Annotated in this window: 25 protein-coding genes, 1 tRNA gene, 1 other RNA gene and 2 riboswitches; of the genes, 9 read left to right on the plus strand and 18 right to left on the minus strand. The window is 62.6% G+C overall.

Annotated elements, in window-relative coordinates; genetic code table 11:
* Positions 1 to 13 precede the first annotated feature (13 nt).
* From gcvPA to R3F42_08160, 7 genes are all read right to left on the minus strand, one after another.
* On the minus strand, positions 14 to 1,414 hold the full coding sequence (gene gcvPA, locus R3F42_08130) for an aminomethyl-transferring glycine dehydrogenase subunit GcvPA (GenBank protein ID MEZ5541997.1): 1,401 nt from the start codon (positions 1,412 to 1,414) through the stop codon (positions 14 to 16).
* 53 nt (positions 1,415 to 1,467) lie between these two features.
* Positions 1,468 to 1,863, minus strand: coding sequence for a glycine cleavage system protein GcvH (gcvH, locus tag R3F42_08135; protein ID MEZ5541998.1), 396 nt, complete (start codon positions 1,861 to 1,863; stop codon positions 1,468 to 1,470).
* 44 nt (positions 1,864 to 1,907) lie between these two features.
* The gene (gene gcvT / locus R3F42_08140) at positions 1,908 to 2,996 is read right to left on the minus strand and encodes a glycine cleavage system aminomethyltransferase GcvT (GenBank protein ID MEZ5541999.1); all 1,089 of its coding nucleotides are present in this window, start codon (positions 2,994 to 2,996) and stop codon (positions 1,908 to 1,910) included.
* Positions 2,997 to 3,070: 74 nt separating this feature from the next.
* Positions 3,071 to 3,162: riboswitch (glycine riboswitch) on the minus strand.
* Positions 3,163 to 3,165: 3 nt separating this feature from the next.
* Positions 3,166 to 3,261: riboswitch (glycine riboswitch) on the minus strand.
* Positions 3,262 to 3,369: 108 nt separating this feature from the next.
* Positions 3,370 to 4,608 carry a UbiH/UbiF/VisC/COQ6 family ubiquinone biosynthesis hydroxylase gene (locus R3F42_08145; protein MEZ5542000.1) on the minus strand — a complete coding sequence of 413 codons (1,239 nt, stop codon included), beginning with the start codon at positions 4,606 to 4,608 and terminating at the stop codon, positions 3,370 to 3,372.
* Positions 4,605 to 5,822 carry a 2-octaprenyl-6-methoxyphenyl hydroxylase gene (gene ubiH / locus R3F42_08150; protein MEZ5542001.1) on the minus strand — a complete coding sequence of 406 codons (1,218 nt, stop codon included), beginning with the start codon at positions 5,820 to 5,822 and terminating at the stop codon, positions 4,605 to 4,607. The genes R3F42_08145 and ubiH overlap by 4 nt, the downstream gene beginning before the upstream one ends.
* 21 nt (positions 5,823 to 5,843) lie before the next feature.
* Positions 5,844 to 7,169: a Xaa-Pro aminopeptidase gene (gene pepP, locus R3F42_08155; GenBank protein MEZ5542002.1), complete on the minus strand. Its 1,326-nt coding sequence runs from the start codon at positions 7,167 to 7,169 to the stop codon at positions 5,844 to 5,846.
* Positions 7,170 to 7,181: 12 nt separating this feature from the next.
* The gene (locus R3F42_08160; protein MEZ5542003.1) at positions 7,182 to 7,748 is read right to left on the minus strand and encodes a UPF0149 family protein; all 567 of its coding nucleotides are present in this window, start codon (positions 7,746 to 7,748) and stop codon (positions 7,182 to 7,184) included.
* 140 nt (positions 7,749 to 7,888) lie between these two features.
* On the opposite strand from R3F42_08160, the gene R3F42_08165 reads away from it, so the two are divergent.
* The 6 genes from R3F42_08165 (at position 7,889) to R3F42_08190 (ending at position 10,748) form a co-directional block, all read left to right on the plus strand.
* A complete protein-coding gene (locus R3F42_08165) occupies positions 7,889 to 8,122 on the plus strand; it encodes a TIGR02449 family protein (protein ID MEZ5542004.1) in 234 nt (77 codons plus the stop codon).
* A complete protein-coding gene (locus tag R3F42_08170; GenBank protein ID MEZ5542005.1) occupies positions 8,119 to 8,430 on the plus strand; it encodes a cell division protein ZapA in 312 nt (103 codons plus the stop codon). Before R3F42_08165 ends, R3F42_08170 begins: the two co-directional genes overlap by 4 nt.
* 32 nt (positions 8,431 to 8,462) lie before the next feature.
* A non-coding RNA gene (gene ssrS, locus R3F42_08175) (6S RNA) lies at positions 8,463 to 8,643 on the plus strand.
* 52 nt (positions 8,644 to 8,695) lie between these two features.
* Positions 8,696 to 9,283, plus strand: coding sequence for a 5-formyltetrahydrofolate cyclo-ligase (locus tag R3F42_08180; GenBank protein MEZ5542006.1), 588 nt, complete (start codon positions 8,696 to 8,698; stop codon positions 9,281 to 9,283).
* A 67-nt stretch (positions 9,284 to 9,350) separates the two neighbouring features.
* Complete coding sequence (locus R3F42_08185) at positions 9,351 to 9,818, plus strand: EVE domain-containing protein (GenBank protein ID MEZ5542007.1); 468 nt, start codon at positions 9,351 to 9,353, stop codon at positions 9,816 to 9,818.
* A gap of 639 nt (positions 9,819 to 10,457) precedes the next feature.
* Positions 10,458 to 10,748, plus strand: a complete 291-nt coding sequence (locus R3F42_08190; protein ID MEZ5542008.1) for a hypothetical protein — start codon at positions 10,458 to 10,460, stop codon at positions 10,746 to 10,748.
* Between the two features lie 371 nt (positions 10,749 to 11,119).
* Here the strand turns inward: R3F42_08190 and ilvA are convergent, their stop codons facing one another.
* A complete protein-coding gene (gene ilvA / locus R3F42_08195) occupies positions 11,120 to 12,838 on the minus strand; it encodes a threonine ammonia-lyase, biosynthetic (protein ID MEZ5542009.1) in 1,719 nt (572 codons plus the stop codon).
* Between ilvA and rpiA the strand changes: the two genes are divergently transcribed.
* Complete coding sequence (rpiA, locus tag R3F42_08200; GenBank protein MEZ5542010.1) at positions 12,762 to 13,415, plus strand: ribose-5-phosphate isomerase RpiA; 654 nt, start codon at positions 12,762 to 12,764, stop codon at positions 13,413 to 13,415. The two genes, ilvA and rpiA, sit on opposite strands and share 77 nt — an antisense overlap.
* Positions 13,416 to 13,689: 274 nt before the next feature.
* Here the strand turns inward: rpiA and R3F42_08205 are convergent, their stop codons facing one another.
* The 6 genes from R3F42_08205 to R3F42_08230 form a co-directional block, all read right to left on the minus strand.
* On the minus strand, positions 13,690 to 14,727 hold the full coding sequence (locus R3F42_08205) for a porin (protein ID MEZ5542011.1): 1,038 nt from the start codon (positions 14,725 to 14,727) through the stop codon (positions 13,690 to 13,692).
* Between the two features lie 301 nt (positions 14,728 to 15,028).
* Positions 15,029 to 16,072, minus strand: a complete 1,044-nt coding sequence (locus tag R3F42_08210) for a porin (protein MEZ5542012.1) — start codon at positions 16,070 to 16,072, stop codon at positions 15,029 to 15,031.
* A gap of 697 nt (positions 16,073 to 16,769) precedes the next feature.
* Positions 16,770 to 16,843: transfer RNA gene (locus R3F42_08215), tRNA-Gln, on the minus strand.
* 15 nt (positions 16,844 to 16,858) lie between these two features.
* Positions 16,859 to 17,248, minus strand: coding sequence for a 30S ribosomal protein S9 (rpsI, locus tag R3F42_08220; GenBank protein MEZ5542013.1), 390 nt, complete (start codon positions 17,246 to 17,248; stop codon positions 16,859 to 16,861).
* Between the two features lie 57 nt (positions 17,249 to 17,305).
* The gene (rplM, locus tag R3F42_08225; GenBank protein ID MEZ5542014.1) at positions 17,306 to 17,734 is read right to left on the minus strand and encodes a 50S ribosomal protein L13; all 429 of its coding nucleotides are present in this window, start codon (positions 17,732 to 17,734) and stop codon (positions 17,306 to 17,308) included.
* Between the two features lie 386 nt (positions 17,735 to 18,120).
* Positions 18,121 to 18,429, minus strand: a complete 309-nt coding sequence (locus R3F42_08230; GenBank protein ID MEZ5542015.1) for a (2Fe-2S) ferredoxin domain-containing protein — start codon at positions 18,427 to 18,429, stop codon at positions 18,121 to 18,123.
* A gap of 84 nt (positions 18,430 to 18,513) precedes the next feature.
* Between R3F42_08230 and coq7 the strand changes: the two genes are divergently transcribed.
* A complete protein-coding gene (gene coq7, locus R3F42_08235) occupies positions 18,514 to 19,158 on the plus strand; it encodes a 2-polyprenyl-3-methyl-6-methoxy-1,4-benzoquinone monooxygenase (GenBank protein ID MEZ5542016.1) in 645 nt (214 codons plus the stop codon).
* A gap of 44 nt (positions 19,159 to 19,202) precedes the next feature.
* On the opposite strand, the gene speD is transcribed toward coq7, so the two are convergent.
* The gene (gene speD, locus R3F42_08240) at positions 19,203 to 20,003 is read right to left on the minus strand and encodes an adenosylmethionine decarboxylase (GenBank protein MEZ5542017.1); all 801 of its coding nucleotides are present in this window, start codon (positions 20,001 to 20,003) and stop codon (positions 19,203 to 19,205) included.
* Between the two features lie 226 nt (positions 20,004 to 20,229).
* Positions 20,230 to 20,655: an OsmC family protein gene (locus R3F42_08245; GenBank protein MEZ5542018.1), complete on the minus strand. Its 426-nt coding sequence runs from the start codon at positions 20,653 to 20,655 to the stop codon at positions 20,230 to 20,232.
* A gap of 106 nt (positions 20,656 to 20,761) precedes the next feature.
* Between R3F42_08245 and crp the strand changes: the two genes are divergently transcribed.
* The gene (crp, locus tag R3F42_08250) at positions 20,762 to 21,427 is read left to right on the plus strand and encodes a cAMP-activated global transcriptional regulator CRP (GenBank protein ID MEZ5542019.1); all 666 of its coding nucleotides are present in this window, start codon (positions 20,762 to 20,764) and stop codon (positions 21,425 to 21,427) included.
* Positions 21,428 to 21,618: 191 nt separating this feature from the next.
* Here the strand turns inward: crp and trpC are convergent, their stop codons facing one another.
* Both trpC and trpD read right to left on the minus strand, forming a co-directional pair.
* The gene (gene trpC, locus R3F42_08255; protein MEZ5542020.1) at positions 21,619 to 22,419 is read right to left on the minus strand and encodes an indole-3-glycerol phosphate synthase TrpC; all 801 of its coding nucleotides are present in this window, start codon (positions 22,417 to 22,419) and stop codon (positions 21,619 to 21,621) included.
* A gap of 2 nt (positions 22,420 to 22,421) precedes the next feature.
* Positions 22,422 to 23,438 (minus strand): anthranilate phosphoribosyltransferase, encoded by a 1,017-nt coding sequence (trpD, locus tag R3F42_08260; protein ID MEZ5542021.1) that lies wholly within the window; start codon positions 23,436 to 23,438, stop codon positions 22,422 to 22,424.
* Positions 23,439 to 23,461: the final 23 nt, after the last annotated feature.

Genomic DNA, 23,461 nt, shown 5'->3' on the forward strand with positions numbered 1-23,461 from the left:
CCGGTGCCGGCGCTCAGGCCAGCTTCGGCTGTACCGGGCACCCGGCCACCGTCTGCGCCGCGATGGCACGGTTCAGGTGATCGGTATAGGTTGCGATGTCGGCTGCGCTGCGCACTTCGGTGGCGCAAACCAGCAGGGCATCGCCCAGTTCCGGATAGTCGCGGGTGAGGACGTAACCGGGCAAGATGTTGTGCGCGTGCAGCGCACGCACGATACCGTCAACTGGCAACGCCAGGCGCAGCGGCACCTCGTGGAAATACGGCCGATCGAACACCGGCTGCACCGCCTCGTTCGCGGTCAGTGCGGCTACCAGCGCACGGGTGTTTTCGTGGCAGGCAAGCGCGACACGGCGCAACCCTTCCGCCCCGAGCAAGGACATGTAGATGGTCGCCGCCGTTACCAGCAGGCCCTGGTTGGTGCAGATGTTCGAGGTCGCCTTGGATCGGCGGATGTGCTGCTCGCGCGCCTGCAAAGTCAGGGTGAAGCCTGCGCGCCCGTCACGGTCGAGCGTGCGACCGACGATGCGTCCCGGCATCTGCCGCACCAGATCCAGTTTGCAGCACATGTAGCCGAAATACGGACCGCCACTCATGAGCGGCACACCCAGCGGCTGGCCTTCACCGCAGGCGATATCCGCGCCTGCGCCACCCCAGCGCCCCGGCGGCTTGAGCAGCGCCAATGACGTCGGGTTGGCCACGCCGACCACCAGCGCACCCTGGGCATGGGCCCAGTCGGTCAGCGCGTCGACATCCTCCAGGATGCCGAAGAAGTTCGGCTGCTGGATGACCAGCGCGGCGATATCCTGACCCGCGTAGGGTTCCAGCGCCTCGAGCAGCGTGTTACCGCCCTGCGGGCAGTACGGCAACTCGACGAGCTCGATGCCCTGGTTCTTCACAATGGTGCGTGCGGTCTTGCGATAGTGGGGATGCACCGTCTTCGGGACCAGCACCCGGTGGGATTTCGATTTGCGGTTGGCGCGGATCGCCATCAGCACCGCTTCGGCCAGGCCCGAGGCGCCATCGTAGAGCGAGGCATTCGACACATCCAGGCCGGTCAGGCCGGTCATCATGGTCTGGTATTCGTAGATCAGCTGCAGCGTGCCCTGGCTGGCCTCAGCCTGATAGGGCGTGTAGGCGCTGTAGAACTCGCCGCGCGTCGTGATCTCCCAGACCGCGGCCGGCACGTGGTGATCGTAGGCTCCCGCACCGAGAAAACACAACGGCCGGCCGTCCCGCTCGGCGCGCTCGAGCATCAGTCGCGATATCTCCTGCTCGTTCATCCCCACCGGGATTCCGGACAGCTTGCCGGTACGCAGGTTGGCGGGGATTTCGTCAAACAGGCTTTCGATGTCGCCGACGCCTATGGCGGCCAGCATGTCCTGCACATCGGATTCGGTATGGGGGATGAAAGGCATGGTCGTATCGGTTCCGGGTATTCTTACGCAACAGGGATTAGCGCCGGCGTCGTTCAGTGCGCCTCCGCCTCGATAAACGCGCTGTAGGCCTCGCTGTCCATCAACAGGTCGAGGTCGGCAGCGTTGGTGGGCCGTATCCGGAACAGCCAGCCAGCGCCGTAGGCGTCCTGGTTGACCGTTTCGGGGCTGTCGGCCAGCGCCCCGTTGGACTCGATGACTTCGCCAGACAGCGGGGCGTAGACATCGGAGGCCGCCTTGACCGACTCGACCACGGCACAGGCATCACCCGCGCATACCGTCTGGCCGGCTTCCGGAACCTCGATGTAGACCATGTCACCGAGCTGGTCCTGGGCATTGTCGGAGATCCCGACGGTCACGCTGCCATCGTCGTTGTGACGCGCCCACTCGTGCGACTTCGTGTACTTCAGTTCAACCGGGATGTTGCTCATGTTCGCCTCGCTGTGCATTCAGGTAGCGTTGAAATGGAATTGGATTACAGCGCGATCTGGGCCTTGCCGTTCCTGACGAAGGGCGGTTTGACGATACGCGCCTGCAGCATTTTGCCCCGCACCTCGACCTGACAGGTGGCACCGGTGTCGCGGGGAACGCGCGCGAAGGCGATGGCACGCTGCAGCGTCGGCGAGAAGCTGCCGCTGGTGATCTCGCCATCGCCCTGGCCGGTTATCACCTTCTGATGATTGCGCAACACGCCCTTGTCTTCCAGCAGCAGTCCGACCAGTTTCTGCTGCACGCCGGCGGCACGCTGCGCCTCAAGCGCCTGGCGCCCGATGAAATCCCGTTCCGCCGGCTCCCAGGCCACGGTCCATGCCAGCGCCGACTCCAGCGGGCTGACCGATTCGTCCATGTCCGAGCCGTACAGGTTCATGCCGGCCTCCAGACGCAGGGTGTCACGGGCACCGAGCCCGGTCGGACGCACGCCGGCGGCACGCAGCCGGCTCCAGAACCCGGCGGCCTCCTCGGCCGGCAGGACTATCTCGAAACCGTCCTCGCCGGTGTAACCGGTACGGGCGATGAACCAGTCGCCGTCGAAGACGCCGAAGAACGGCTGCAGCGCGGCGGCGGCGGCGCGGACCGTTTCGTGCAGCAGCGGCAGGGTCTTGCTCCGGGCATTCGGGCCCTGAATGGCGATCATTGCCAGCTCCGGACGCTCGGTCACCGTCACGCTGAAATCCACCGATTGCTGTTCCAGCCAGGCCAGGTCCTTGGCACGCGTACCGGCGTTGACCACCATGCGGAAAAAGTCGTCGCGGATGAAGTACACAATCAGATCGTCGATCACCCCGCCCTGCTCGTTCAGCATGCAGCTGTACATCGCCTTGCCGCTGTCCTGAAGGCGGTCGACGTTGTTGGCCAGCAGGTAACGCAGGAATTCACGGGTGCGCGGCCCGGTGAGGTCGACCACGGTCATGTGCGATACATCGAACATGCCGGCATCTGCGCGCACGTTGTTGTGCTCCTCGATCTGCGAGCCGTAATTGATCGGCATCTGCCAACCGGCGAAATCGACTATCTTGCCGCCGTCTACGATATGCTCGTCATACAATGGCGTTCGGTTTGGCATAAATGTCTTCCCAACAGTTAACTGGCACCGCGACGAACAAAAAAAAGGCGACGGCAGATTCCTGTCCGTCGCCCCTCTGTCCGGTGACCTGAGAGTGTAGGTGAACCGTGCAGGAACACGCTCACCCGTCCCCTTCGGTGGGTCGTGAGTCGACCGCTCTCCAGAGTCAACTTCTGCTACAGTCCTTTTGCCTGAGCGTTTCCTGGCGTGTTGCGCCTTCGGCGGTGCAGGCCTCTGCGGCCGCACTCTCTCCCGCAGCAGAGTTACGTCGTGGCGCCACTATACTCCTGCCGGAGCCCGAGTTCCAGATTCCCCCCACCCGGAGTGCGCGAGGCAAAACCGGCGCACATACACATATATATAGGAGCATCGTTCAGTTCGGTGTCCGCAAGACGGGCAGTCCCCGCGCCAGCGCCGGCAGGTCCCCCGCCAGCCCCATGGCATGGCGCATGAACAGCTGCCGTACCGGACCGGCATGATTGACGGCATCCAGACCGCGGCTGCGCACCTGACCGAGCATCGGATTGGCGTTACTGAACAGGCGGTTAATGCCATCCATCGCGGCCATCATCAGCTGGTTGTCGGCGCGCCGCCAGCGCTCGAAGCGGCGCAGGGTGTGCAGCGCGCCGGGATCCCGTCCCTGGTGCAGCGCATCCAGAATCACCTCGGCCAGCGCCGCCGCATCCAGCAGACCGAGGTTCACACCCTGCCCGGCCAGTGGGTGGATGGCATGCGCGGCATCGCCGATCAGGGCCGCTCGCCCGATGACATAGCGCTCGGCGTGCTGGCGCCGCAACGGCCATGCCGTGCGCGGCCCCGATTCGATGATATCGCCCAGCCGGTGTTCGAAGGCGGCTGCGAGCTGCGCGTGAAAGTCTACCGGATCGGCCTCGAGCATACGCCCGGTCGCGGCGGCCGACTGCGTCCAGACGATCGAGCACCAGCCGTCGGCCATGGGCAGAAACGCCAGCGGCCCGCCCGGGAGAAAGCGCTGCCACGCGGTATTACGGTGCGCCAGCGCGGTACGCACCGGCGCAACCAGCGCGCTCTGGCGGTAATCGAGAGCGTGCACGCCGATCCCCAGCATGCCGCGCACCGGCGAAGCGGCGCCGTCCGCTGCCACCACGACACTGGCGGCGATCTCACGACCGTCGTCGAGCACTGCCACACCGGCGCTGCTGCCTGCCTGCACGGACTGGCAGGCGGCAGGACAGAAAACGCTGACCGACGGCAGCGCATGCAGCCGTTCCCACAGCGCAGCGACGATATGGTGCGGGGCCAGGATATAGCCCAGACAGGGCTCCGCGAGTTCGGCGCAATCGAAATGCAGGGTACCGTTGCCGACGGCATCCCAGACTTCCATGTCGGTGAAGGCGCAGCATTCATGCGCCGTGATGCCTGCCCAGACCTCCAGGGCGCGGAAGATGCGCTCGGAGGCGCGCGAGACGGCGTACATGCGCGCATCGGAGACCGGTTGCGGCTCCCGCGGCTCGACCACGGCCACACGCACCCCGGCCATGCCCAGCGCGCAGGCCGCGGCACTGCCCACGATGCCTGCGCCAACGACGATGACATCGAACCGCTGCGACCCCGAACCGGCGTCGCGCTTCACAATGGCAACCCGCGCGCCAACCGCGGCACGCGCCCGGAACGTCCCATGGTCAGCCGCGTCAGCAGCCGCTTTGCCGGCGGCAACAGGTCCAGCGCCACCATGCCGGCACTGCGGGCGGCTGCCAGGCCCGGCAGCGGCAAGGTGAACAGGCGCGCCAACCCGTCGGTAAACACGGTGACGCTGGCATGGTCACGACGGCGCCAGTCGGCGTAACGCGCCAGCACCGCGTCCGCGCCCGGGTCGGCACCGGCACGCACGGCATCGACGATCACCTCGGCGAGCACCGCAACATCGCGAGCACCGAGATTGAAGCCCTGCCCGGCGATGGGATGCAGGGTGTGCACCGCATTTCCCACCAGCGCCAGCCGCGCTGCAACCGTTTGCCGCGCACTGAGCAGGCGCAGGGGCCAGGCCTGGCGCGTGCCGACACGCACAAAGCGCCCCAGGCGCTGGCCGAAGCGCGCCTGCAACTGTTCGAGGAATGCGGCATCGTCCAGTGCCAGCACGGCTTCGGTCTGATCGCTTGCCACGGTCCACACCACGGCACAACGACCTTCCGACTGCGGCAGCAGGGCCAGTGGACCGCTGTCCGTGAAACGCTCGTAGGCAATGTTGTCGTGTGGCAGCTGGGCCGTGACATTGGTGATGATCGCGGTCTGACCGTAATCGGTCTGCAGCGCGGCGATGCCGGCCTGCTCGCGCAGCACCGAATCCGCACCGTCAGCCGCCACCAGCAACCGTGCCGCCACCGTCTGCGCACCGTCCGCCCCCTCGATTGCAACGCGGACACGGTCCGTGACCGCTGCCGCGCCGACCACCCGGGCGGGACAGACGCGCTCGACATCGTCCAGGCGTGCAACCGCCCCGGCCAGTACCTGACCGATGACACGTGCAGGCACGACGTAACCGATGGCCGGCAATCCCTCCTCGCCACGGTCCATGCGGACGGCGCCGAAATGACCCCGGTCCGAGACGTGGATGCGGTGAATGGGGGTGGCCGCGGCTTCGATCTCGGCCCATACACCGAGGCCGTCGAAAATACGCCGGGTCCCGTAGGCCAGCGCGATGGCGCGGTCGTCGTAGCCGGGTTCCTCGCGCCGCTCCCGGGGCACGGCCTCCACCGACATGATGCGCAGCCCCTGGCCCGACAGCGCACATGCCAGACATGCGCCGACCATGCCGCCGCCAGCGATGATGATGTCAGCTTCCTGCATCCCGCACCCGACCCGGCCCGTTCACGCCACCGAGCGCGCGGCCAGCATCAGCGCCTCGATGTCGGCCACCTGCTTCGGCGCCGCTGCCGTGAGCACCTCGTGGCCTGCGCGGGTCACCAGCACGTCGTCCTCGATGCGGATGCCGATGTTCCACCACTTCTTCGCCACCCCCTTGCTGCCGGCCGGGATGTACAACCCTGGTTCGACCGTCAGCACCATGCCCGGCTCCAGCACGCGCCACTCGTCGCCCACCTTGTAGTCACCGACATCGTGCACGTCCATGCCCAGCCAGTGACCGGTACGGTGCATATAGAAGCGGCGGTAGGCCTCGGTGCGGATCAGTTCGGACGGCTTGCCCTTGAGGATGCCCAGCCGCACCAGGCCGCGGGTCAGCGCCTTGACCGCGGCTTCATGCGGCGCATTCCAGTGGTTGCCCGGCCGAACCTGCTCGATGGCCGCGAGCTGGGCGGCCAGCACCACTTCATATAGCGCACGCTGCGGCGTGGTGAACCTGCCGTTTACCGGGAAGGTCCGGGTGACATCCGCGGCATAGCAGTCGTATTCGGCACCGGCATCGATCAGCAGCAGATCACCGTCCTGCAGCGCCGCACTGTTGTGCGTGTAGTGCAGGATGCAGCCGTTGGCGCCAGCGCCGACGATGCTGGGATAGGCAGGCACCATACCCGCCTGCCGGAACGCATGCAGCAGTTCCGCCTCGACCTGGTACTCGTACTGGCCCGGGATTGCCGCCTGCATCGCGCGGCGATGGGCGGCGCAGGTGACCTTTGCCGCCGTGCGCATGGCGCGCACCTCGGCCGGGCTCTTGTACAGACGCATGTCGTGCAACAGGTGCTCGAGGGCAATGAACTTGTCCGGCGTGCGCGCGCCGCGGCGGCTGCCCTGCCGGATGCGGTTGACCCATTCCAGCACGCTCTTGTCGAATTCCGGCCGCGATCCCATGGTGTAGAACACCTGTTCGCTGTCCTCGAGCAGGCCGGGCAGGATGTCGTCGATGTCGCCGATCGGAAAGGCATCGTCGGCGCCGTATTCGCTGACCGCCCCTTCGGTGCCGGCCCGGCGTCCGGTCCAGGTCTCGCTTTCGGGATCGCGCTCACGGCAGAACAGCAGGTACTCGCCGTGGCTGCGGCGTGGGACGAGCACGGCTACGGCATCCGGCTCGTTGAATCCGGTCAGGTAATAAAAATCGCTGTCCGCCCGGAACGGGTACTCGACATCCCGATTCCGCACCTGCTCGGAAGAAGTCGGGATGATGGCGATCGAGTCCTTGCCCATCATGCGCATGAGCTGCTTGCGGCGCCTGCTATATTCCTTGCGGGGGATCATCATCGCACTGCCCGCCTACTGGAGTCGCGCCGATGCCGGTAGCGGCTGCTGCAGCTCTCCGTGCAGGAGCAGCACACTGATCCTGACGTACTCTGTGATCTCCGCGTAGGCGATCTCATCATCCTCGTCCAGCGGCTCCGCGCTGAAGCCGGCACGGGATATCTCGTAAAAGTCATGCATCACCTCGCGCACGGTAGCGGGCAACCCGGCGTGCTCCCTGATACCGCCCAGGGCCAACCCATAGAGAAAGCTGCCGCACCAGTCACCCAGCGCCCGGGTCCGCACCGGTAGCGCCACTTCGTCGGACGGCAGCAGCAGGCCGAACCCGAACTCAGTGTCATTCAGCTCACCGAGGACTCCGTTGTGCAACTCGTCAAGCAGCTCGTTACAGGCCTGCGCCGACGCGCTCTGGGTGTTGCCTGCGCCCAGCAGATGGCTACGCCAGCCGCTGTCCTGCGCGCTCCCGCCGGCCACCAGCAGGCCGCAGAGCAGTCCGTGCGCCTCGGCCGCGTTGCTGGGTGCACCGGCCGCCCGCAAACTTCCGTCCAGCTCCGCATAACTGCATGTCGCCGCTTCGTTCACCTGTCGCCTCCGCGCCCACGCTGGGCATTCAACACACTATCGTGCTGATTATCGCACAATTACTGTCACGTCCACGCCCGGCCCGGCTGACGCGGCGGCGCCGTATTGACCATGCCTGGCGGGAGCACTATATTGGCCGCATGAATAGCAAAGCCGATCATCCGAGCATAGAACAGGAACTCGTGCGTCTGGAAGGCCAGGTCGAGCAGTTGCTCGACGTCGTGGAGCGACTGACGCGGGAAAACCGCTCACTGCGCAACCAGCAGGAATCGCTCACCATGGAACGTGCCGGCCTGCTGGAAAAGCATGACCAGGTACGCCACCGCGTCGATGCCATCGTGACCCGGTTGAAATCGTTGGAGACCGGGATATGAGCCGCGAGGCAGTCAAGATCACGATTCTGGACAAGGAGTACATCGTTGCCTGTCCGGATGGCGAAGAGGAAGCGCTGCGGGCATCGGCCAGATACCTGAGCGAGAAGATGAAGGAGATTCGGGCCGGCGGCAAGGTGGTCGGTATCGATCGCATCGCGGTCATGGCCGGACTGAATATCGCCCACGATGCCATCGACCTCGGCATCGACGGGACAGACCTGTCGCGCACGGCCGGCGCCCGCCTCAACAGGCTGAACAACAGAATCGAAGAAGCGCTGGCGAAGTTGCGTCAGCCGGAGCTGAATTAGAACGGCATGGCCGTTGACCCGTTGGTTTCGGGCATCCCCTGCTGTGTTCGATAGTCGCTGAGATCCCCTTGAGCCTAATCACCATCTCAGGGGACTCATGCTGGTGCCGGTGTGCACATCCGCCAAGCGCGGAGAGCCTGAGGCATCACTGCCGTCCCCCTCTTGAACCTTTGGTTCAAGGGCAACAGCGACACCGGCACGAGCGGAGGATGCCCCCCTTATATTATTGCTAGCCTCCCCCACCCCGCGCCCATCCGGGAACACCATGCCTGACTACCGCGCGCTACGACAGGATATCCGCGCCCGACGCAGGTCCATCCCCCCGGCCGAGGCCAGACACCGCGCCGCGCAGTTGGCCCATGCCGTGCGGCGAGACCGGCTGACCCTGACCTGCCGGCACATAGCCGCTTATCTTGCCGCCGACGGCGAACTGGATCCGCATCCCCTGATCGAAAGCCTGTGGTCGCTGGGCAAGCGCGTCTATCTCCCAGTACTCGTGCCATTCACCCGCAACCGGCTCTGGTTTGCACGCTACACACCCGCCAGCCGCCTCGTGCACAACCGCTACGGCATCCCCGAACCCGATCGGGCGGAACTCGTCAGGCCCGCTGCTCTGGACCTGGTGCTGACCCCACTCGTGGCATTCGATGACAGCGGACACCGCATCGGGATGGGCGGCGGGTTCTACGATCGCACCTTCGCATTCCTGCAGGCACGCAGCCACTGGCGCAAACCGCTGCTATTGGGCATCGCCTATGCTTTCCAGCAGCAACCGCACATCACCGCTGCACCCTGGGATGTACCGCTCGACGCAGTCGCGACTGAGACAGGAGTACGGCATTTCCGGCCGTAACGCAGCGATCCGGCAGCCTGTCTTGCAGCAGACTGTATCTTTTTAACAACACCAGGCAGGAGTTCTCATGCACCACTGGCTGATGAAATCAGAACCGGACGTGTTCGGCATCGACGATCTCAAGCGGATGCCGAACCGAACGGACAAATGGGAAGGGGTGCGCAATTATCAGGTACGCAACATGATGCGCGATGACATGCAGCCGGGTGACCTGGCCTTCTTCTATCATTCGAACTGCAAGGAGCCCGGCATCGTCGGCATCATGAAGATCGTCCGCGGCGGCTATCCGGACCACACGGCCTTCGATCCGAGGGCGAAATATTTCGACCCCAAGAGCGATCCCGGCAGCCCGCGCTGGTACATGGTGGACGTGCGGTTCGTGCGGAAGCTCAAGCGCATCATCACGCTCGCGGAGTTGAAAACCCACGCCGCATTGTCCGACCTCCCGCTACTCCGGCGCGGCAATCGATTGTCTGTCATGCCGCTCGATGCAGCGCAGTGGAACTACATCCTCACACTCGAGTCGTCACGGTAAGCGCCGCTTTCAGGCCTCCGTCGGCAGCGTCAGAAAGTGTCGGAATTTTTCACAAACAGGTGTGGAAACAAAAGTCAATAGATCCTATCTTATTGTTTTTACATTTGATATCCAGGGCTCGGCAAGAATCCCGCACGATGCGCGACGATCCTTTCCAGCAACCGAGTGTTAACTATACCGACCGCAGGTGACGCAATGCGTCACCCCGGCGGACCGCCCCGCAGACGCCGCGCGCGCACCCCCGCAAGCACGCCGACAGCACCTTCGCGACGCGCGCAACAACCGCTGCAGCAGCACATGCACATCTGCATCGTGCAGTGCACGCAACGATGACATGCACTGCACGCATGCTCATCGTGACCATGCAAACATCATGAACAAAGTGACGCGCACTGTGCGTGCAAGACACTGCACGATACGACACACAATTGCATCTCGCAGGTCTATACAAGCAAAAAATTCAAGCATGTCGCAAACATGCCGAAACACTTGCTCGATTGAGTTTGTTTTTGAGATGCAGCATCGTTGCATGATGAAACAAGCAACAATCAACGCAACATTTCCAATAACAAAAAACTGGTATTTTGTAATCGTTTGTTTATACTCGGCTTGGGCAATTTAATGTAATGGAGGTTTGTTATGGCTACAAAGAAGAAGGCTGCAACCAAGAAGAAGGTTGCAACGAAGCGTAAGGCTGCACCGAAGCGTAAGGCCGCTCCGAAGCGCAAGGCTGCTACCAAGAAGAAGGCAGCACCGAAGCGGAAGAAGGCCGCTCCGAAGCGCAAGAAGGCAGCCGCGAAGAAGAAGGCTGCTCCGAAGCGGAAGAAGGCCGCTCCGAAGCGCAAGAAGGCAGCTGCGAAGAAGAAGGCTGCTCCGAAGCGGAAGAAGGCCGCTCCGAAGCGCAAGAAGGCCACTCGCAAGAAAGCCTAAGTGCGGCACGTTTGCATGGAACCCGCCTGGCGGGTTCCAGCAAACACCAAAAAGCCCGGGATTCCCGGGCTTTTTTTATTTCGATGCCACGCATGCACACGCGGAGCACAACCTTGACACCAGTCACCCGGACACCAGCGGGCCCTGCATACTGGTAAGTGCAAGACCTGCGGCATCACTCCGGCTTCGTCGCACCCGGGCGCAATGAACGCACGGCAGCCTGCATCACACCGAGGGGGTCACTTGAGATGCATCCTGCAGCGCGAGCCGGATTGACCACCAGCAGGCCGCCATGGAATGTTGCTGCGAGAACAGACAACAGCGCAGCGCGCCTTCCAGCCAGCGCGGCCGAAGGTCGGCCCGCAGCAGGGTCAGTCGTTGCCGAGAAAGAGTTTGTACGCCGGACAGTTCGTCTCTTCCCAGTAAACATAGCCGAGCTTCTCGAGCGAATCCCGGAAATCCTTGCGACTCTCCCTCGGCACCTGTATGCCCACCAGCACCCGACCGTAATCCGCACCGTGATTGCGATAATGGAACAGACTGATGTTCCAGCGCCTGCCCATGGAAGAGAGGAACTGCAACAGGGCACCGGGACGCTCCGGGAACTGAAAGCGAAACAGCAGCTCGTTTTTCAATCCCGGCACACGACCGCCCACCATGTGGCGCACGTGCAGCTTGGCGATTTCGCTGTCGGTCAGGTCCTCAACCGGGTAGCCCTGCGCACGCAGCTCGGCTACCAGGGCATGACGCTCACTATCACCGTCCTGCAGCTGGACCCCCGCAAAGACGTGGGCCTGGCGCGGATCGGCAAAACGGTAGTTGAATTCCGTGATGCCACGCTTACCGATCGCCCGGCAGAAGCGCCGGAAGCTGCCCGGCTGCTCCGGAATCGTGACTGCCAGGAGGGCCTCGCGCTGCTCGCCGATCTGGGCCCGCTCGGCAACGTGCCGCAAACGGTCGAAGTTGATATTGGAACCGCTGTTGATAGCGACCATGGCGACGTCATTGACACCATTGACCTCGATGTACTTCTTGATACCCGCGACCGCGAGCGCCCCGGCCGGCTCGACCACAGCGCGGCAGTCGTCGAAGATGTCCTTCATGGCCGCACAGATCTCGTCGGTAGTCACGGTCATGACCTCGTCCACATACTTGCGCGCAATGCGGAACGGTTCCTTGCCCGCCTGCCGCACCGCGACACCGTCCGCGAAGATGCCGACCTGGGGCAGCTTGATCCTACGACCGTGCTGCAATGCCTGGAACAGGCACGGCGCTTCGTCCGGCTCGACACCGATAATCCGGGTTTCGGGACGCAGCGCCTTGACCGCCAGTGCGATGCCGGCGATCAGGCCGCCACCACCGACCGGCACGAAGACGGCATGCAGCGGGGACTGGTGCTGGCGCAGCACCTCCAGTCCGATGGTTCCCTGTCCCGCGATCACCTCGGGATCGTCATAGGGGTGGATGAAGACCATGCCCTTCTCGCGGGCGTGTTGCGCGGCGAACTGGTAGGCTTCGTCGTAGGTGTCGCCAACCAGCTTGATGTGTGCGCCGTAGTCGCGGACCGATTCCACCTTGATACTCGGCGTGGTGCGGGGCATCACGATCAGCGCCCTGATATCCAGGCGCCGCGCCGCCAGGGCCACGCCCTGGGCATGATTTCCGGCTGAGGCGGCGATCACCCCGCGCGCGCGTTCCGACTCAGGCAACGCGGTGATCTTGTTGTAAGCGCCGCGCAGCTTGAAGGAATGCACCGGCTGCAGCTCCTCGCGCTTCATCCAGATCCGGTTGCCGCAGCGGCGCGAGAGCCGCTCGGCGAACTCCAGCGGGGATTCCACGGCGACGTCGTAGACCCGGGCATTGCGTATCATGTGCAGGTAGCGATCAAGCATGCCGTGTACAGTAGCAGGTCGTTTGCGGCTTGCCCAGAGACCGCCGGATGCCGGGCGGCGCCAATGACATCGTCGCACGGCGCGGGTATTATCAAAGGCAATCCCGATCTGGAGCACCCTCATGACACAGGACGAAATGAAGAAAATGGCGGCCGCAGCGGCGCTCGAGTATGTCGTGCCCGGCACCATCATCGGCATCGGAACCGGCTCGACCGCCAATCACTTTATCGATCACCTCGCCGGCATCAAGCACAAGATCGACGGCACGGTGGCCAGCTCCAAGGCCAGCGCCGAACGGCTCGCCGCACACGGCATTCCGGTTCTGGATCTGAACGCCGCCGGAGAACTATCCATCTACGTTGACGGTGCGGATGAATCCAATCACCACCTGCAACTGATCAAGGGCGGCGGTGGCGCGCTGACACGCGAGAAGATCGTCGCAGCATGTGCCGAGAAATTTGTCTGCATCGCCGACGGCAGCAAGCTGGTCGACGTGCTCGGCTCCTTCCCGCTGCCGGTAGAAGTCATCCCCATGGCACGCAGCATGGTCGCCCGCGAGCTCGTCAAGCGCGGCGGCCAGCCGGTCTGGCGCGAAGGCTTTGTCACCGATAACGGCAACGACATCCTGGATGTGCACAACCTGCGCATCATGGAACCTGCCAGGCTGGAACAGGATCTCAACAATATACCCGGCGTTGTGACCAACGGTCTGTTCGCGCTGCGTCCGGCCGATGTCCTGCTGCTGGGCACGCCGGACGGCATCAAGCAGCTGTAGGGGCGGACTGCTGCCGCGCCTGTTCTGGCCCGGAAGCTCGCGCCGGTACAGCGCGCCGACTACATTCGCTCAACCGACACCCCCTACGCACCTGCGGGTAGCTCTAGGTGCGGACTGACTCCGCGCAAGACGGGCATTCCGGTTCGCGCAAATGAAATGCTCCTGCCACAATGCATCCCGCCTGCAGCAGAGGCGCATATTCAAGTTCGGTTATGCGCAGGCAAAAAAAGGGGCCTTCCGGCCCCTTTTTTTGCTGCAACCGCGGAGGTGGCACTCAGAACTTGTGCTTGATACCGAATGCGGTCATGTCGTCCTCGCCACGTCCGGTCGGCACGCCACTGCAAGCGGAAAGCGCCGCGCCCGCCGTTCCGGCATCGCAATCAACCTGGCTGTGACCGACGTACACCATGGTGTTCTTGCTGAAGTTGTGGCTTACCGCCAGCGTCCAGGCCGTGTAGTCGGCACCGTTGTCGTCGTTGTCACCCTTGCCGTATCCGAGATAGGCGTCGAACCCGAGCAGGCTGACCGTACCGGCCAGATGCCAGATCGTGACATCGTCGTTCCAGGTCGATGAGTCATCAACATGCTCGTATTGCCCCATCACCCCGAACATGCCCATGGTGTACTTGCCGCCGGCCTTCCAGCCGGCCTTCATGGCGGGACCGCTCTGGTCATTATTCTCCCAGTCTGCGAATACCAGCATCCCGCCGTTCTCGTAACTGGCGCCGATACCGTAAGGATTGCTGTCCTCACCGTCGCCCTCGTTCGAGTCCAGGGTATAGTGCGCGACCAGCTTGATACCGCTGTAGTCGGCACTGTCAAAGCGGAAGGTGTTGGTGGCGCGACCCTGCAACTCCTCGCCGGCGCCGCTGTGCAGTGCGGACTGCAGGCCGCGATCACGACCCTGCAGCGCGGTGCGATACAGCGGATCGATCATCGCGCCGTGCGACTTGTAGCCGGTGGAGATGGTACCGACGCGCAGCTTGCCCAGCGCCTCGCTGGACAGACCCACCCACTGGTCGCGATCGAGCAGTGAGTTGGTGCCGGAGCTCGCCTGGTTGCGGTTGAAGATGTCGTACTGCCAGTCCAGCATGAAGATGGCCTTGAGGCCGTTGCCGAGGTCCTCGCTGCCCTTGAAGCCGATGGAGCAGGTGGTGCACCTGAAATTGATGTCATCCGTGCCCCCGTCCTGGTCCAAGCCGAGCACGCTCGCATCGATATGACCAAACAGGGAAACATCAGCCGCAGCCACCGACACGCCGGCAGCCAGCACCACGCCGACCGCAGCCGGCAGCATTCTCTTGTTCATCATGACTCCCCTCCACCGCTGGGCGCAGCAAGCGCCGCTGGTTTGAATGAAATACCTTATGGCCGGGCAATTTATCGCATTCGACCCGGCCAATGCAACATTTTTTCTACAGCTGTTGGATATTTACAACATGGCGCATTCCGGCCGCCAAGGCGCTGTCTTCGTCCGGAATCTTCACCGACAGAATCCCGGCCTGAGCGCATGCCACGCCGCCCGACCCGGCACCGCGCAAGCAACGGCAACCATGCAATCCAAAAAAACGGGGCCCGCAGGCCCCGTTCATTGCTCGGATCGATACCGCCGATCAGAACTTGTGCTTCATGCCAACCGTGAAGTGCTGACGCTCGACACCGGTCGGGTCGTCTTCGTTCTTGTTGACGTAACCGGCGTAGGCCAGCGTGTTCTTGCTCATGCTGTGAACGCCAACCAGCTCCCAGGCGTCATAGCCGGAATCGAACGACGGGTTGTTGTCGTCGTCGCCCTGGCCATAAGCGGCATAGACGGTGTTGCTGCCGAAGGTGGCGGAACCGCCAACCATCCAGACATCGGCGCCGTTAATGGTGTTGTTGGAAACAAAACCATTCTCGGACTGGCTGATCAGACCGCCGTCGGACTCGTACTGGGCGAAGACAGCGAAGTTGTTCATGCTGTACTTGCCGCCGACCTTCCAGGCATCGTCATCGCCGCCGCGGCCGTTGGTGAGGTAGTCAGCGAACACCAGGATGCCGCCGTTCTCGTAGCTACCGCCGACGCCCCAAGGATTGTTGTCTTCGCCGTCACCCTCGTTGGAGTCGACCGTGTACGTGACAACCGCCTTGAAGCCGCTGTAGTCCGGGCTGTCCCAACGGAAGGTGTTGGTGGCACGACCCTGGCCTTCCTCGCCGGCACCGCTGTGCAGGCTGGACTGGATGCCGTGGTCACGCATCTGGGCAACCGTGCGGTAGCCCGGGTCCAGCATGGCACCGTGCGACTTGTAGCCGGTGGAGATGGTGCCGACGCGGACCTTGCCGAAGCCGCCGGCCAGACCGACCCACTGGTCACGATCCAGCACCGAGTTGGTGCCGCTGCTGGCCTGGTTGCGGTTGTTGATGTCGTACTGGAAGTCGAGCGAGAAGATCGCGCTCAGACCGTTGCCCAGGTCCTCGCTGCCCTTGAAACCGATGGAGCAGGTGGTGCAGACCAGGTTGGTGTCCTTGCCGTCAAAGCCCGGGGTAGCAGTGTTCGGGCTGACGTCGGAATACAGCAGGGCCTCGTCGATGTGACCGAAGATGGCAACGTCGGCAGCGGCAGCCGTCATACCACCGGCCAGCGCAGCACCGATCATCGTCGGCAGAATTTTCTTGATCATGATATTCCCCTTAACAAAGTTAAAGTTGAATGGTTAAAAATCGTGGGTGTTGTCATTGCACGGGCGCACTTTACAACAACCAAATGCAGAAATGCAACATGTATTTTCAAAAAAACTACACATGTTGCGATTATGTAGCATGCATGCAACAAACCATGCCCTCTGATACACCACTGAAATCATGCGAATATTTCATTTACGCATGCGGATCCGGCTATCTCTCGGTAGCCGATGCGCATCAAACATGGATATATGTTGTAGAAAGTATACAGGCTATACCATATATATAGGGGTAACAGTCGGATATTGGCCAAGACATGAGCGCCGCCCGACACATCAGGCCGCGGCGGCGGGGTATAACGCCAACGCCACCCTTCCGATGGCATCCGCCCCCTGCCGCTCGCGCGTGCGCCTCGAACGCCACGCAACAACTAAATACAGCGCCCCGCCGCCACGACACTCGCCGCAGGTACACCCAGCAACCGCAATCAGCCGCAGCGCGGACTGCAGACCCCGGTCGCACACGTTGATGAGCGCCACTATCGTTGCCACCATTGCGCACGCATCGAAAACGAGCACGGCTTTCCCGTGACGACACCGACCTGATTGAGGGCCACACCCTGCCCGGCAAGCCTGACACCCATCAAACTGCCGCACCCGGAAAAACGAAAGGACCCTTGCGGGTCCTTTCGTTTTATGGCTGGCGGACTAGGATTCGAACCTAGATTAGAGGAGTCAGAGTCCTCTGTCCTGCCGTTAGACGATCCGCCATCAAGCGGGCACGCGTTAACGCTTGGAGTACTGCGGCGCACGACGCGCCTTGTGCAGACCGACCTTCTTACGCTCGACCTGACGTGCATCGCGCGTAACGAAGCCGGCACGACGCAGCGGCGAACGCAGCTCGTTGTCGTATTCCATCAGGGCACGGGTGATGCCATGCCGGATAGCGCCGGCCTGTCCGCTCATCCCGCCACCCCTGACAGTGACCTGGATGTCGAAGCTGTCGGTCATATTGGTCGTTTCCAGCGGCTGCCGCACGACCATGCGCGCGGTTTCACGACCGAAATACTGGTCGAGCGGACGGTTGTTCACGGTGATACCGCCACTGCCCTTGCGCAGAAACACGCGCGCTGTGGAGGTCTTGCGTCGTCCGGTACTGTAGTAGGTTTCGCTCATGCTGGTATTCCTGTTACGCGGCGGCCACCGGCCACTCTGAAAAAAATCCTGGTTGCGTTAAAAGTCGAGCGCCTTCGGCTGTTGCGCCGCATGCTTGTGGTCGGGTCCGCTGTACACCTTCAGCTTGCGATACATGGCCCGACCCAGCGCGTTCTTCGGCAACATGCCCTTGACGGCAATCTCGATCACACGGCCCGGCGCACGCTCCTGCATCTTGGCAAAACTGGCCGACTTCAGATTACCGATGTAACCGGTATGGTGGTGATACATCTTGTCGGTGAACTTGCGACCGGTGACGTGCACCTGGTCGGCATTCACCACGATGATGTAATCGCCGGTATCGACATGCGGGGTGTAGATGGGCTTATGCTTGCCGCGCAGGCGCCGAGCGACCTCGCTCGCCAAGCGTCCAAGGGTTTTCCCCTTTGCATCAATAACATACCAGTCACGATTCACTTCGTTCGGTTTTGCTGTAAATGTGTTCATGAGTCTTGCTCTGGACCGCGTAAATCAAAGAGCGGGGATGTTACAAAAATCGGCATGAACATACAAGCAAGGCGGACCAGGCACGGGCCGCGCCCTGACAGGCTGTACACAAAAAAAAGCGCGGCTTGGGAGCCGCGCTAGAGAAACCTCCTTGGGGGGAGGTGGAGGAGCGCTGACCGGCCGAAATAGGGGGGGCAGGCCAATCAGCGTGTAAGTATTTTCTAATATACCGTTAAGGCTGTCAAGCGACATTCTGTCGCACCCCCCCGGCGCTGAAAGAAAGCACATAACTGAATGATAGATATTGTTTTTACAGAGCCGGCAGGGGAAGTGCCACACCCTTTGCAGGCTGCCCGCACAGCAGGCGATGCGCGCCAGGCACTGGGCTAGATCAGCAAACGCTCGACAATACGACCGTTGACGAGATGTTCCTGGATGATTTCGTCGATATCCTCGCGGTCCAGGTAGGTGTACCAGACGGCCTCTGGATAGATCACCAGGACCGGGCCCTCGGCGCACCGGTCCAGACATCCCGCAGTATTGATACGCACCCCGCCCGGCCCGGCCAGCCCGAGTTCCTTGCTGCGCTGCTTGGCGTAATCTCGCAGCGCCTGCGCATCGTGCCGCTGACAACAGGCACTGCCGTCCGCGCGGAGGTTGGTGCAGAAAAAGACGTGATAACGATAGTAGGACATGCCACGAACAATACCGTGTCCCTGCCGACACGGGAAGCCATGCCACCCGGGACAGGCGGCGCGCGTCATGCTATGTTGGTGCGCATGATGCAGCGCCGACTCACCCTTGTCGATGAGATCATCCTCCAGGCAGACCAGGCACTACGGACCGTGTTCGGAGAACCGCAGGGTTCCGGACGGGCGGACCCGGCCGAATCGGCCCAGGCGGGGGAACTCACGACGGTGGAACAGGCCGAATGCCTGGGCCTGATGCGTGTGAATCATGCCGGCGAGGTATGCGCCCAGGCGCTGTATCAGGGGCAGGCCCTGACCGCCCGCGGCCGCGCAACGCGCGACCAGCTACAGCAGGCAGCGCTGGAGGAGAACGACCATCTGGCCTGGTGCAGCCGGCGCATCCACGAGCTCGGCGGCCGCACCAGCCTGCTCAATCCCCTGTGGTACGCGGGTTCCCTCGCGATCGGCGCATGCTCCGGACTACTGGGCGACAGGTGGAGCCTGGGTTTTCTGGCGGAAACCGAGCAACAGGTCGTCAGGCATCTCGAAGGTCACCTGCAGCGCCTGCCCGAGCATGATGGAAAGTCACGCGCCATCGTGGAGCAGATGAAAGTCGACGAAGGCAAGCACCGTGACACGGCCATCAGCGCCGGCGGAACCCGCCTGCCGACACCGGTCAAACGTATGATGACGCTGACATCACGGATTATGACGACGCTGGCCTATCGTATTTAGAACCCGGCCAGCTATCCGGGCCGGGCGCGCACCCGCCAACCGCGCTAGCGCCCCCTGCCGCGCACGTTCCTGCCGTAGTAGATCTCGAGCATTTCCTTATTGACGCGGGCCCTGATCTGGCGTTTCTCGGCGGTGCTCAGATCTTCCTTGGCATCGCCGAACAGGTAGTTCTCCAGATCGAAGTCCTTCAGGCGCATCTTGGTATGAAAGATGTTTTCCTGATAGACGTTCACGTCGATCAACTGGTAGCGCTCGAGCGTGTCTTTCGAAAGGTAGTTCTGGATCGAGTCGATCTTGTGGTCAATGAAATGCTTGCGCCCGCGCATGTCGCGGGTGAAACCGCGCACGCGGTAATCGAGAATCACGATATCGGATTCGAAGCTGTGGATCAGGTAATTGAGTGCCTTCAGCGGCGAAATCCGGCCGCAGGTAGAGACATCGATGTCGGCACGAAAGGTACTGATGCCGTTGTCCGGATGACTCTCAGGATAGGTATGCACCGTGATATGGCTCTTGTCGAGATGCGACACCACCGACTCCGGCAGCGGCCCCGGCGACTCGGTATTCGACAGCTGCTCGGAAGTGACCGGCTCTTCCGAGATCAGCATCGTGACACTGGCACCCTGCGGATCGTAGTCCTGGCGTGCGATGTTCAGGATATTGGCACCGATGATATCCGCCACATCCGAGAGTATGTCGGTCAGGCGGTCTGCATTGTAGGCTTCGTCGATGTACTCGATGTATTCACGACGCTGTTTGCGGGTACGTGCGTAACAGATGTCGTAGATGTAGAAACTGAGCGTCTTGCTCAGATTATTAAACCCGTGCAGCTTGAGTTTACGCATTGGTCTGGCTTCGCTTAGGTTTTGGCAAATCAGCGCTCGGCGGGTGTTGGTCGGCCTGGACTAAGAAATGCCGGATGCGACGGCGGTGGTCGCGCACCGGCATGGCGCATCCAGGAAGGGGGCATTATCGCAACATTGCACGGTTTTAGAAACACTCCAGGCCCGGAGCCGGACCGGATCACCGGCGACGGGATCATGCAGGCCAACAGCCACTGTCGGACAGACCTCAGGCTGGCGCTGCCGCACGGACCTCGTAGTCGTGACTGATCTCGGCCACCTTGCCCAGCATGATCGAGGCTGAGCAGTATTTCTCGGCCGACAGCTCGACAGCGCGGGCAACCTGCTTTTCCGGCAACTCGTGACCGGTTACCACGAAGTGCACGTGTATGCGGGTAAATACCTTGGGTTCGCTGGCCGCGCGCTCGGCCTCAAGTTCGACCACGCAGTCCGTTACCGGCTGCCGGGCCTTTTTCAGGATATGCACCACATCGTAGGCCGTACAGCCACCCATGCCGAGCAGCAGCATTTCCATGGGCCGGATGCCCAGATCACGCCCCCCGCCTTCGGGCGGCCCGTCCATGACCACGGCGTGGCCGCTGCCGGATTCCCCTACGAAGGTTGCCGCCTCCACCCATTTAACCCGTGCCTTCATGCCCGCAACCCAGCCTGAAAAATGGGAAGCCTATCACAGAACCCGCCCCGATTATCAGCTGCTGAAAATGCCTAAAGGTGGCGCCGCCCGGCCCGATATAGAGTCCATGCAAACACTTACTCTTCCCTACGTAGACGACGATATCCTCCCCGGCCGGGCAGGCAACCCGTGCGTGGAGCGATTCCTGGAACATTGCCATCGGCGCAAGTACCCGAGCAAGAGCGTAATCATCTACGCCGGGGATCAGCCGGACGTCCTTTACTATATCGTCAAGGGCTCGGTCAGCGTGCTGATCGAGGATGAGGACGGCCACGAAATCGTGCTGGCATACATTAATGCCGGCGGATTCTTCGGGGAAATGGGTCTGTTCGGCGAGCATGTCAACCGCAGCGCCTGGATCAGGACCCGCAGCGAATGCGAAGTGGCCGAAATCAGCTATGCCCGCTTCCGCTCCCTGGCAAGGGAAGATCCGGATATCCTGCTGGAGCTGACTGCCCAGCTGGCTACCCGCCTGCGCAAAACCAGCCGCAAGGTCAGCAACCTGGCATTCCTGGATGTTACCGGCCGCATAGCCCACACCCTGCTGGAACTGTGCAAGGAACCGGATGCCATGACCCATCCCGACGGGATGCAGATCAAGGTGACCCGTCAGGAACTGGGACGTATCGTCGGCTGTTCACGCGAAATGGCCGGACGCGTCCTGAAAGCCCTCAGCGAACAAGGTCATATCTCTGTCAAGGGGAAGACCGTCGTGGTATTCGGCACCCGCTAGTGCCGGCGCCGGCCTCGTAAAACCGCGCTTACCTCGCCGACGTTCGCGCGACACATGGCTGCCTTGTGCGCGCCGCCCTCCACGCACGAACGCATGGCACGCCCGCACTGATTTGCTGCAAAGGCGCGTAGCACTACAGTGCTTGCGCACCCCGTTGGGCAATGCAATTGGGTAAGAGACCGGCCCCGGTCTCACGAACCGAACAGCTCGGCCAGTTTCGCACCCGGATCCGCCGCCTTCATGAAGGCCTCTCCGACCAGGAAGGCATGCACCCCCCTCGAACGCATCAGCGCGACATGGGCCGGCGTGTGGATGCCGCTTTCGGTTACCACGATCCGGTTATCCGTGATCCTGTCCAGGAACCCGAGCGTGACGTCCAGGCTTGTTTCGAATGAACGCAGGTCGCGATTGTTGATGCCGATCATCGGTGCGGGAATGGCAAGCCCCCGTTCCAGCTCTTCCTCGTCGTGCACCTCGATCAGGGCGTCCATACCAAGGTTCACCGCCAACTGGTACAGCTCCTTGAGCATGGCATCATTCAATGCAGCAACGATCAGCAGGATGCAATCTGCACCCAGCACGCGCGCCTCATACACCTGGTAGGGGTCAATCACGAAATCCTTGCGCAGTACCGGCAGGGCGCAGGACGCCCGCGCCTGCTGCAGGTAGCTGTCATCGCCCCTGAAGAAATCGATGTCGGTCAACACGGACAGGCAGGCTGCGCCCGCGCGCGCGTAGCTGCCGGCGATTGCGGTCGGATCGAAATCCTCGCGCAGGATGCCGCGACTGGGGGACGCCTTCTTGATCTCGGCGATGACCGCGGGCCGGCCAGCGGCGATCTTCGCCTGCAGGGCGTTTACGAACCCGCGCGGGGGATCGGCATCGGCGACCCGCGCGCCAAGCTCCTGCAGGCTGACGCTGCGATTGCGGGCATCGACCTCCTCGACCTTGCGGGCAAGAATGCGCTTGAGGATATCCGGGGTATCGCGCATGTTCAGACCGCGTTCGATACCTGCACCAGGGCTTCGAAGGTTTGCTGCGCCTTGCCGCTGTCGATGGTTTCTCCCGCCAGCCTGACACCATCCCCAAGCGTGTCGGCAAGTCCTGCCGCGTAGATCGCGGCACCGGCATTCAACAGCACGATATCGCGCGCCGACCCCAGCTCGCCCGCGAATACACGTCTGATCATGGCCAGGCTTTCCCGGGCATCGCTCACCGCAAGCTCCGACAGATCTGCACACTGCATGCCGAAATCTGCCGGCGACACAGAATAAACGGTGATCTCGTCATCCTTGAGTTCCGCGATCCGCGTCGGCCCGGCGATGCTGATCTCGTCCAGCCCATCCTCCGCATGCACGACCAGCACATGCTCGCTGCCCAGCTGCTTGAGGACGCGAGCAAGCGGCTCGACCCACAACGGGCTGAAAACGCCCAGGACCTGGTTCGGAGCGCCGGCCGGATTGGTCAGCGGGCCCAGCAGGTTGAACAGGGTGCGCACACGCATCTCGCGACGTGGTCCGATCGCGTGCTTCATGGCGCCATGGTGCTGCGGCGCGAACAGAAATCCCACCCCGACCCTGTCGATACACGCCGCCACCTGCTCCGGACCGAGATCGAGCTTGACACCGGCCGCTTCCAGTACGTCCGCGCTACCGGAGCTGCTTGATACTGATCGGTTACCGTGCTTGGCCACGCGCCCGCCCGCGGCAGCCGTCACGATGGCGCTGGCCGTTGAGATGTTGAATGTGCTGGCGCCATCGCCGCCGGTACCGCAGGTGTCGACCAGATGCGGCCCGCCGACATGCACATGGGTCGCCAGTTCGCGCATGACCCTGGCCGCAGCAGCAATCTCGGTGACGGTCTCGCCCTTCATGCGCAGGCCCACCAGGAAGCCGCCGATCTGTGCCGGCGTGGCCTGGCCAGTCATGATCAGGCGCATGACCTCCTCCATCTCCTGGCTGCTGAGATCGCGGTGCTCTATCACGGCGGTAATCGCTTGTGGCAGGTCCATCGTACTGGTCCGTCGGTCAGTTT

The sequence above is a fragment of the Pseudomonadota bacterium genome (assembly GCA_041395565.1).
Taxonomy (GTDB): Bacteria; Pseudomonadota; Gammaproteobacteria; order UBA9214; family UBA9214; genus UBA9214.

Coding starts and splice junctions, on each gene's coding strand:
- gcvPA (MEZ5541997.1), bottom strand. CDS start 1,414: ATGCCTTTCATCCCCCATACCGAATCCGATGTGCAGGACATGCTGGCC.
- gcvH (MEZ5541998.1), bottom strand. CDS start 1,863: ATGAGCAACATCCCGGTTGAACTGAAGTACACGAAGTCGCACGAGTGG.
- gcvT (MEZ5541999.1), bottom strand. CDS start 2,996: ATGCCAAACCGAACGCCATTGTATGACGAGCATATCGTAGACGGCGGC.
- ubiH (MEZ5542001.1), bottom strand. CDS start 5,822: ATGCAGGAAGCTGACATCATCATCGCTGGCGGCGGCATGGTCGGCGCA.
- pepP (MEZ5542002.1), bottom strand. CDS start 7,169: ATGATGATCCCCCGCAAGGAATATAGCAGGCGCCGCAAGCAGCTCATG.
- R3F42_08165 (MEZ5542004.1), top strand. CDS start 7,889: ATGAATAGCAAAGCCGATCATCCGAGCATAGAACAGGAACTCGTGCGT.
- R3F42_08170 (MEZ5542005.1), top strand. CDS start 8,119: ATGAGCCGCGAGGCAGTCAAGATCACGATTCTGGACAAGGAGTACATC.
- R3F42_08180 (MEZ5542006.1), top strand. CDS start 8,696: ATGCCTGACTACCGCGCGCTACGACAGGATATCCGCGCCCGACGCAGG.
- R3F42_08185 (MEZ5542007.1), top strand. CDS start 9,351: ATGCACCACTGGCTGATGAAATCAGAACCGGACGTGTTCGGCATCGAC.
- R3F42_08190 (MEZ5542008.1), top strand. CDS start 10,458: ATGGCTACAAAGAAGAAGGCTGCAACCAAGAAGAAGGTTGCAACGAAG.
- rpiA (MEZ5542010.1), top strand. CDS start 12,762: ATGACACAGGACGAAATGAAGAAAATGGCGGCCGCAGCGGCGCTCGAG.
- ilvA (MEZ5542009.1), bottom strand. CDS start 12,838: ATGCCGATGATGGTGCCGGGCACGACATACTCGAGCGCCGCTGCGGCC.
- R3F42_08205 (MEZ5542011.1), bottom strand. CDS start 14,727: ATGATGAACAAGAGAATGCTGCCGGCTGCGGTCGGCGTGGTGCTGGCT.
- R3F42_08210 (MEZ5542012.1), bottom strand. CDS start 16,072: ATGATCAAGAAAATTCTGCCGACGATGATCGGTGCTGCGCTGGCCGGT.
- rpsI (MEZ5542013.1), bottom strand. CDS start 17,248: ATGAGCGAAACCTACTACAGTACCGGACGACGCAAGACCTCCACAGCG.
- rplM (MEZ5542014.1), bottom strand. CDS start 17,734: ATGAACACATTTACAGCAAAACCGAACGAAGTGAATCGTGACTGGTAT.
- R3F42_08230 (MEZ5542015.1), bottom strand. CDS start 18,429: ATGTCCTACTATCGTTATCACGTCTTTTTCTGCACCAACCTCCGCGCG.
- coq7 (MEZ5542016.1), top strand. CDS start 18,514: ATGATGCAGCGCCGACTCACCCTTGTCGATGAGATCATCCTCCAGGCA.
- speD (MEZ5542017.1), bottom strand. CDS start 20,003: ATGCGTAAACTCAAGCTGCACGGGTTTAATAATCTGAGCAAGACGCTC.
- R3F42_08245 (MEZ5542018.1), bottom strand. CDS start 20,655: ATGAAGGCACGGGTTAAATGGGTGGAGGCGGCAACCTTCGTAGGGGAA.
- crp (MEZ5542019.1), top strand. CDS start 20,762: ATGCAAACACTTACTCTTCCCTACGTAGACGACGATATCCTCCCCGGC.
- trpC (MEZ5542020.1), bottom strand. CDS start 22,419: ATGCGCGATACCCCGGATATCCTCAAGCGCATTCTTGCCCGCAAGGTC.
- trpD (MEZ5542021.1), bottom strand. CDS start 23,438: ATGGACCTGCCACAAGCGATTACCGCCGTGATAGAGCACCGCGATCTC.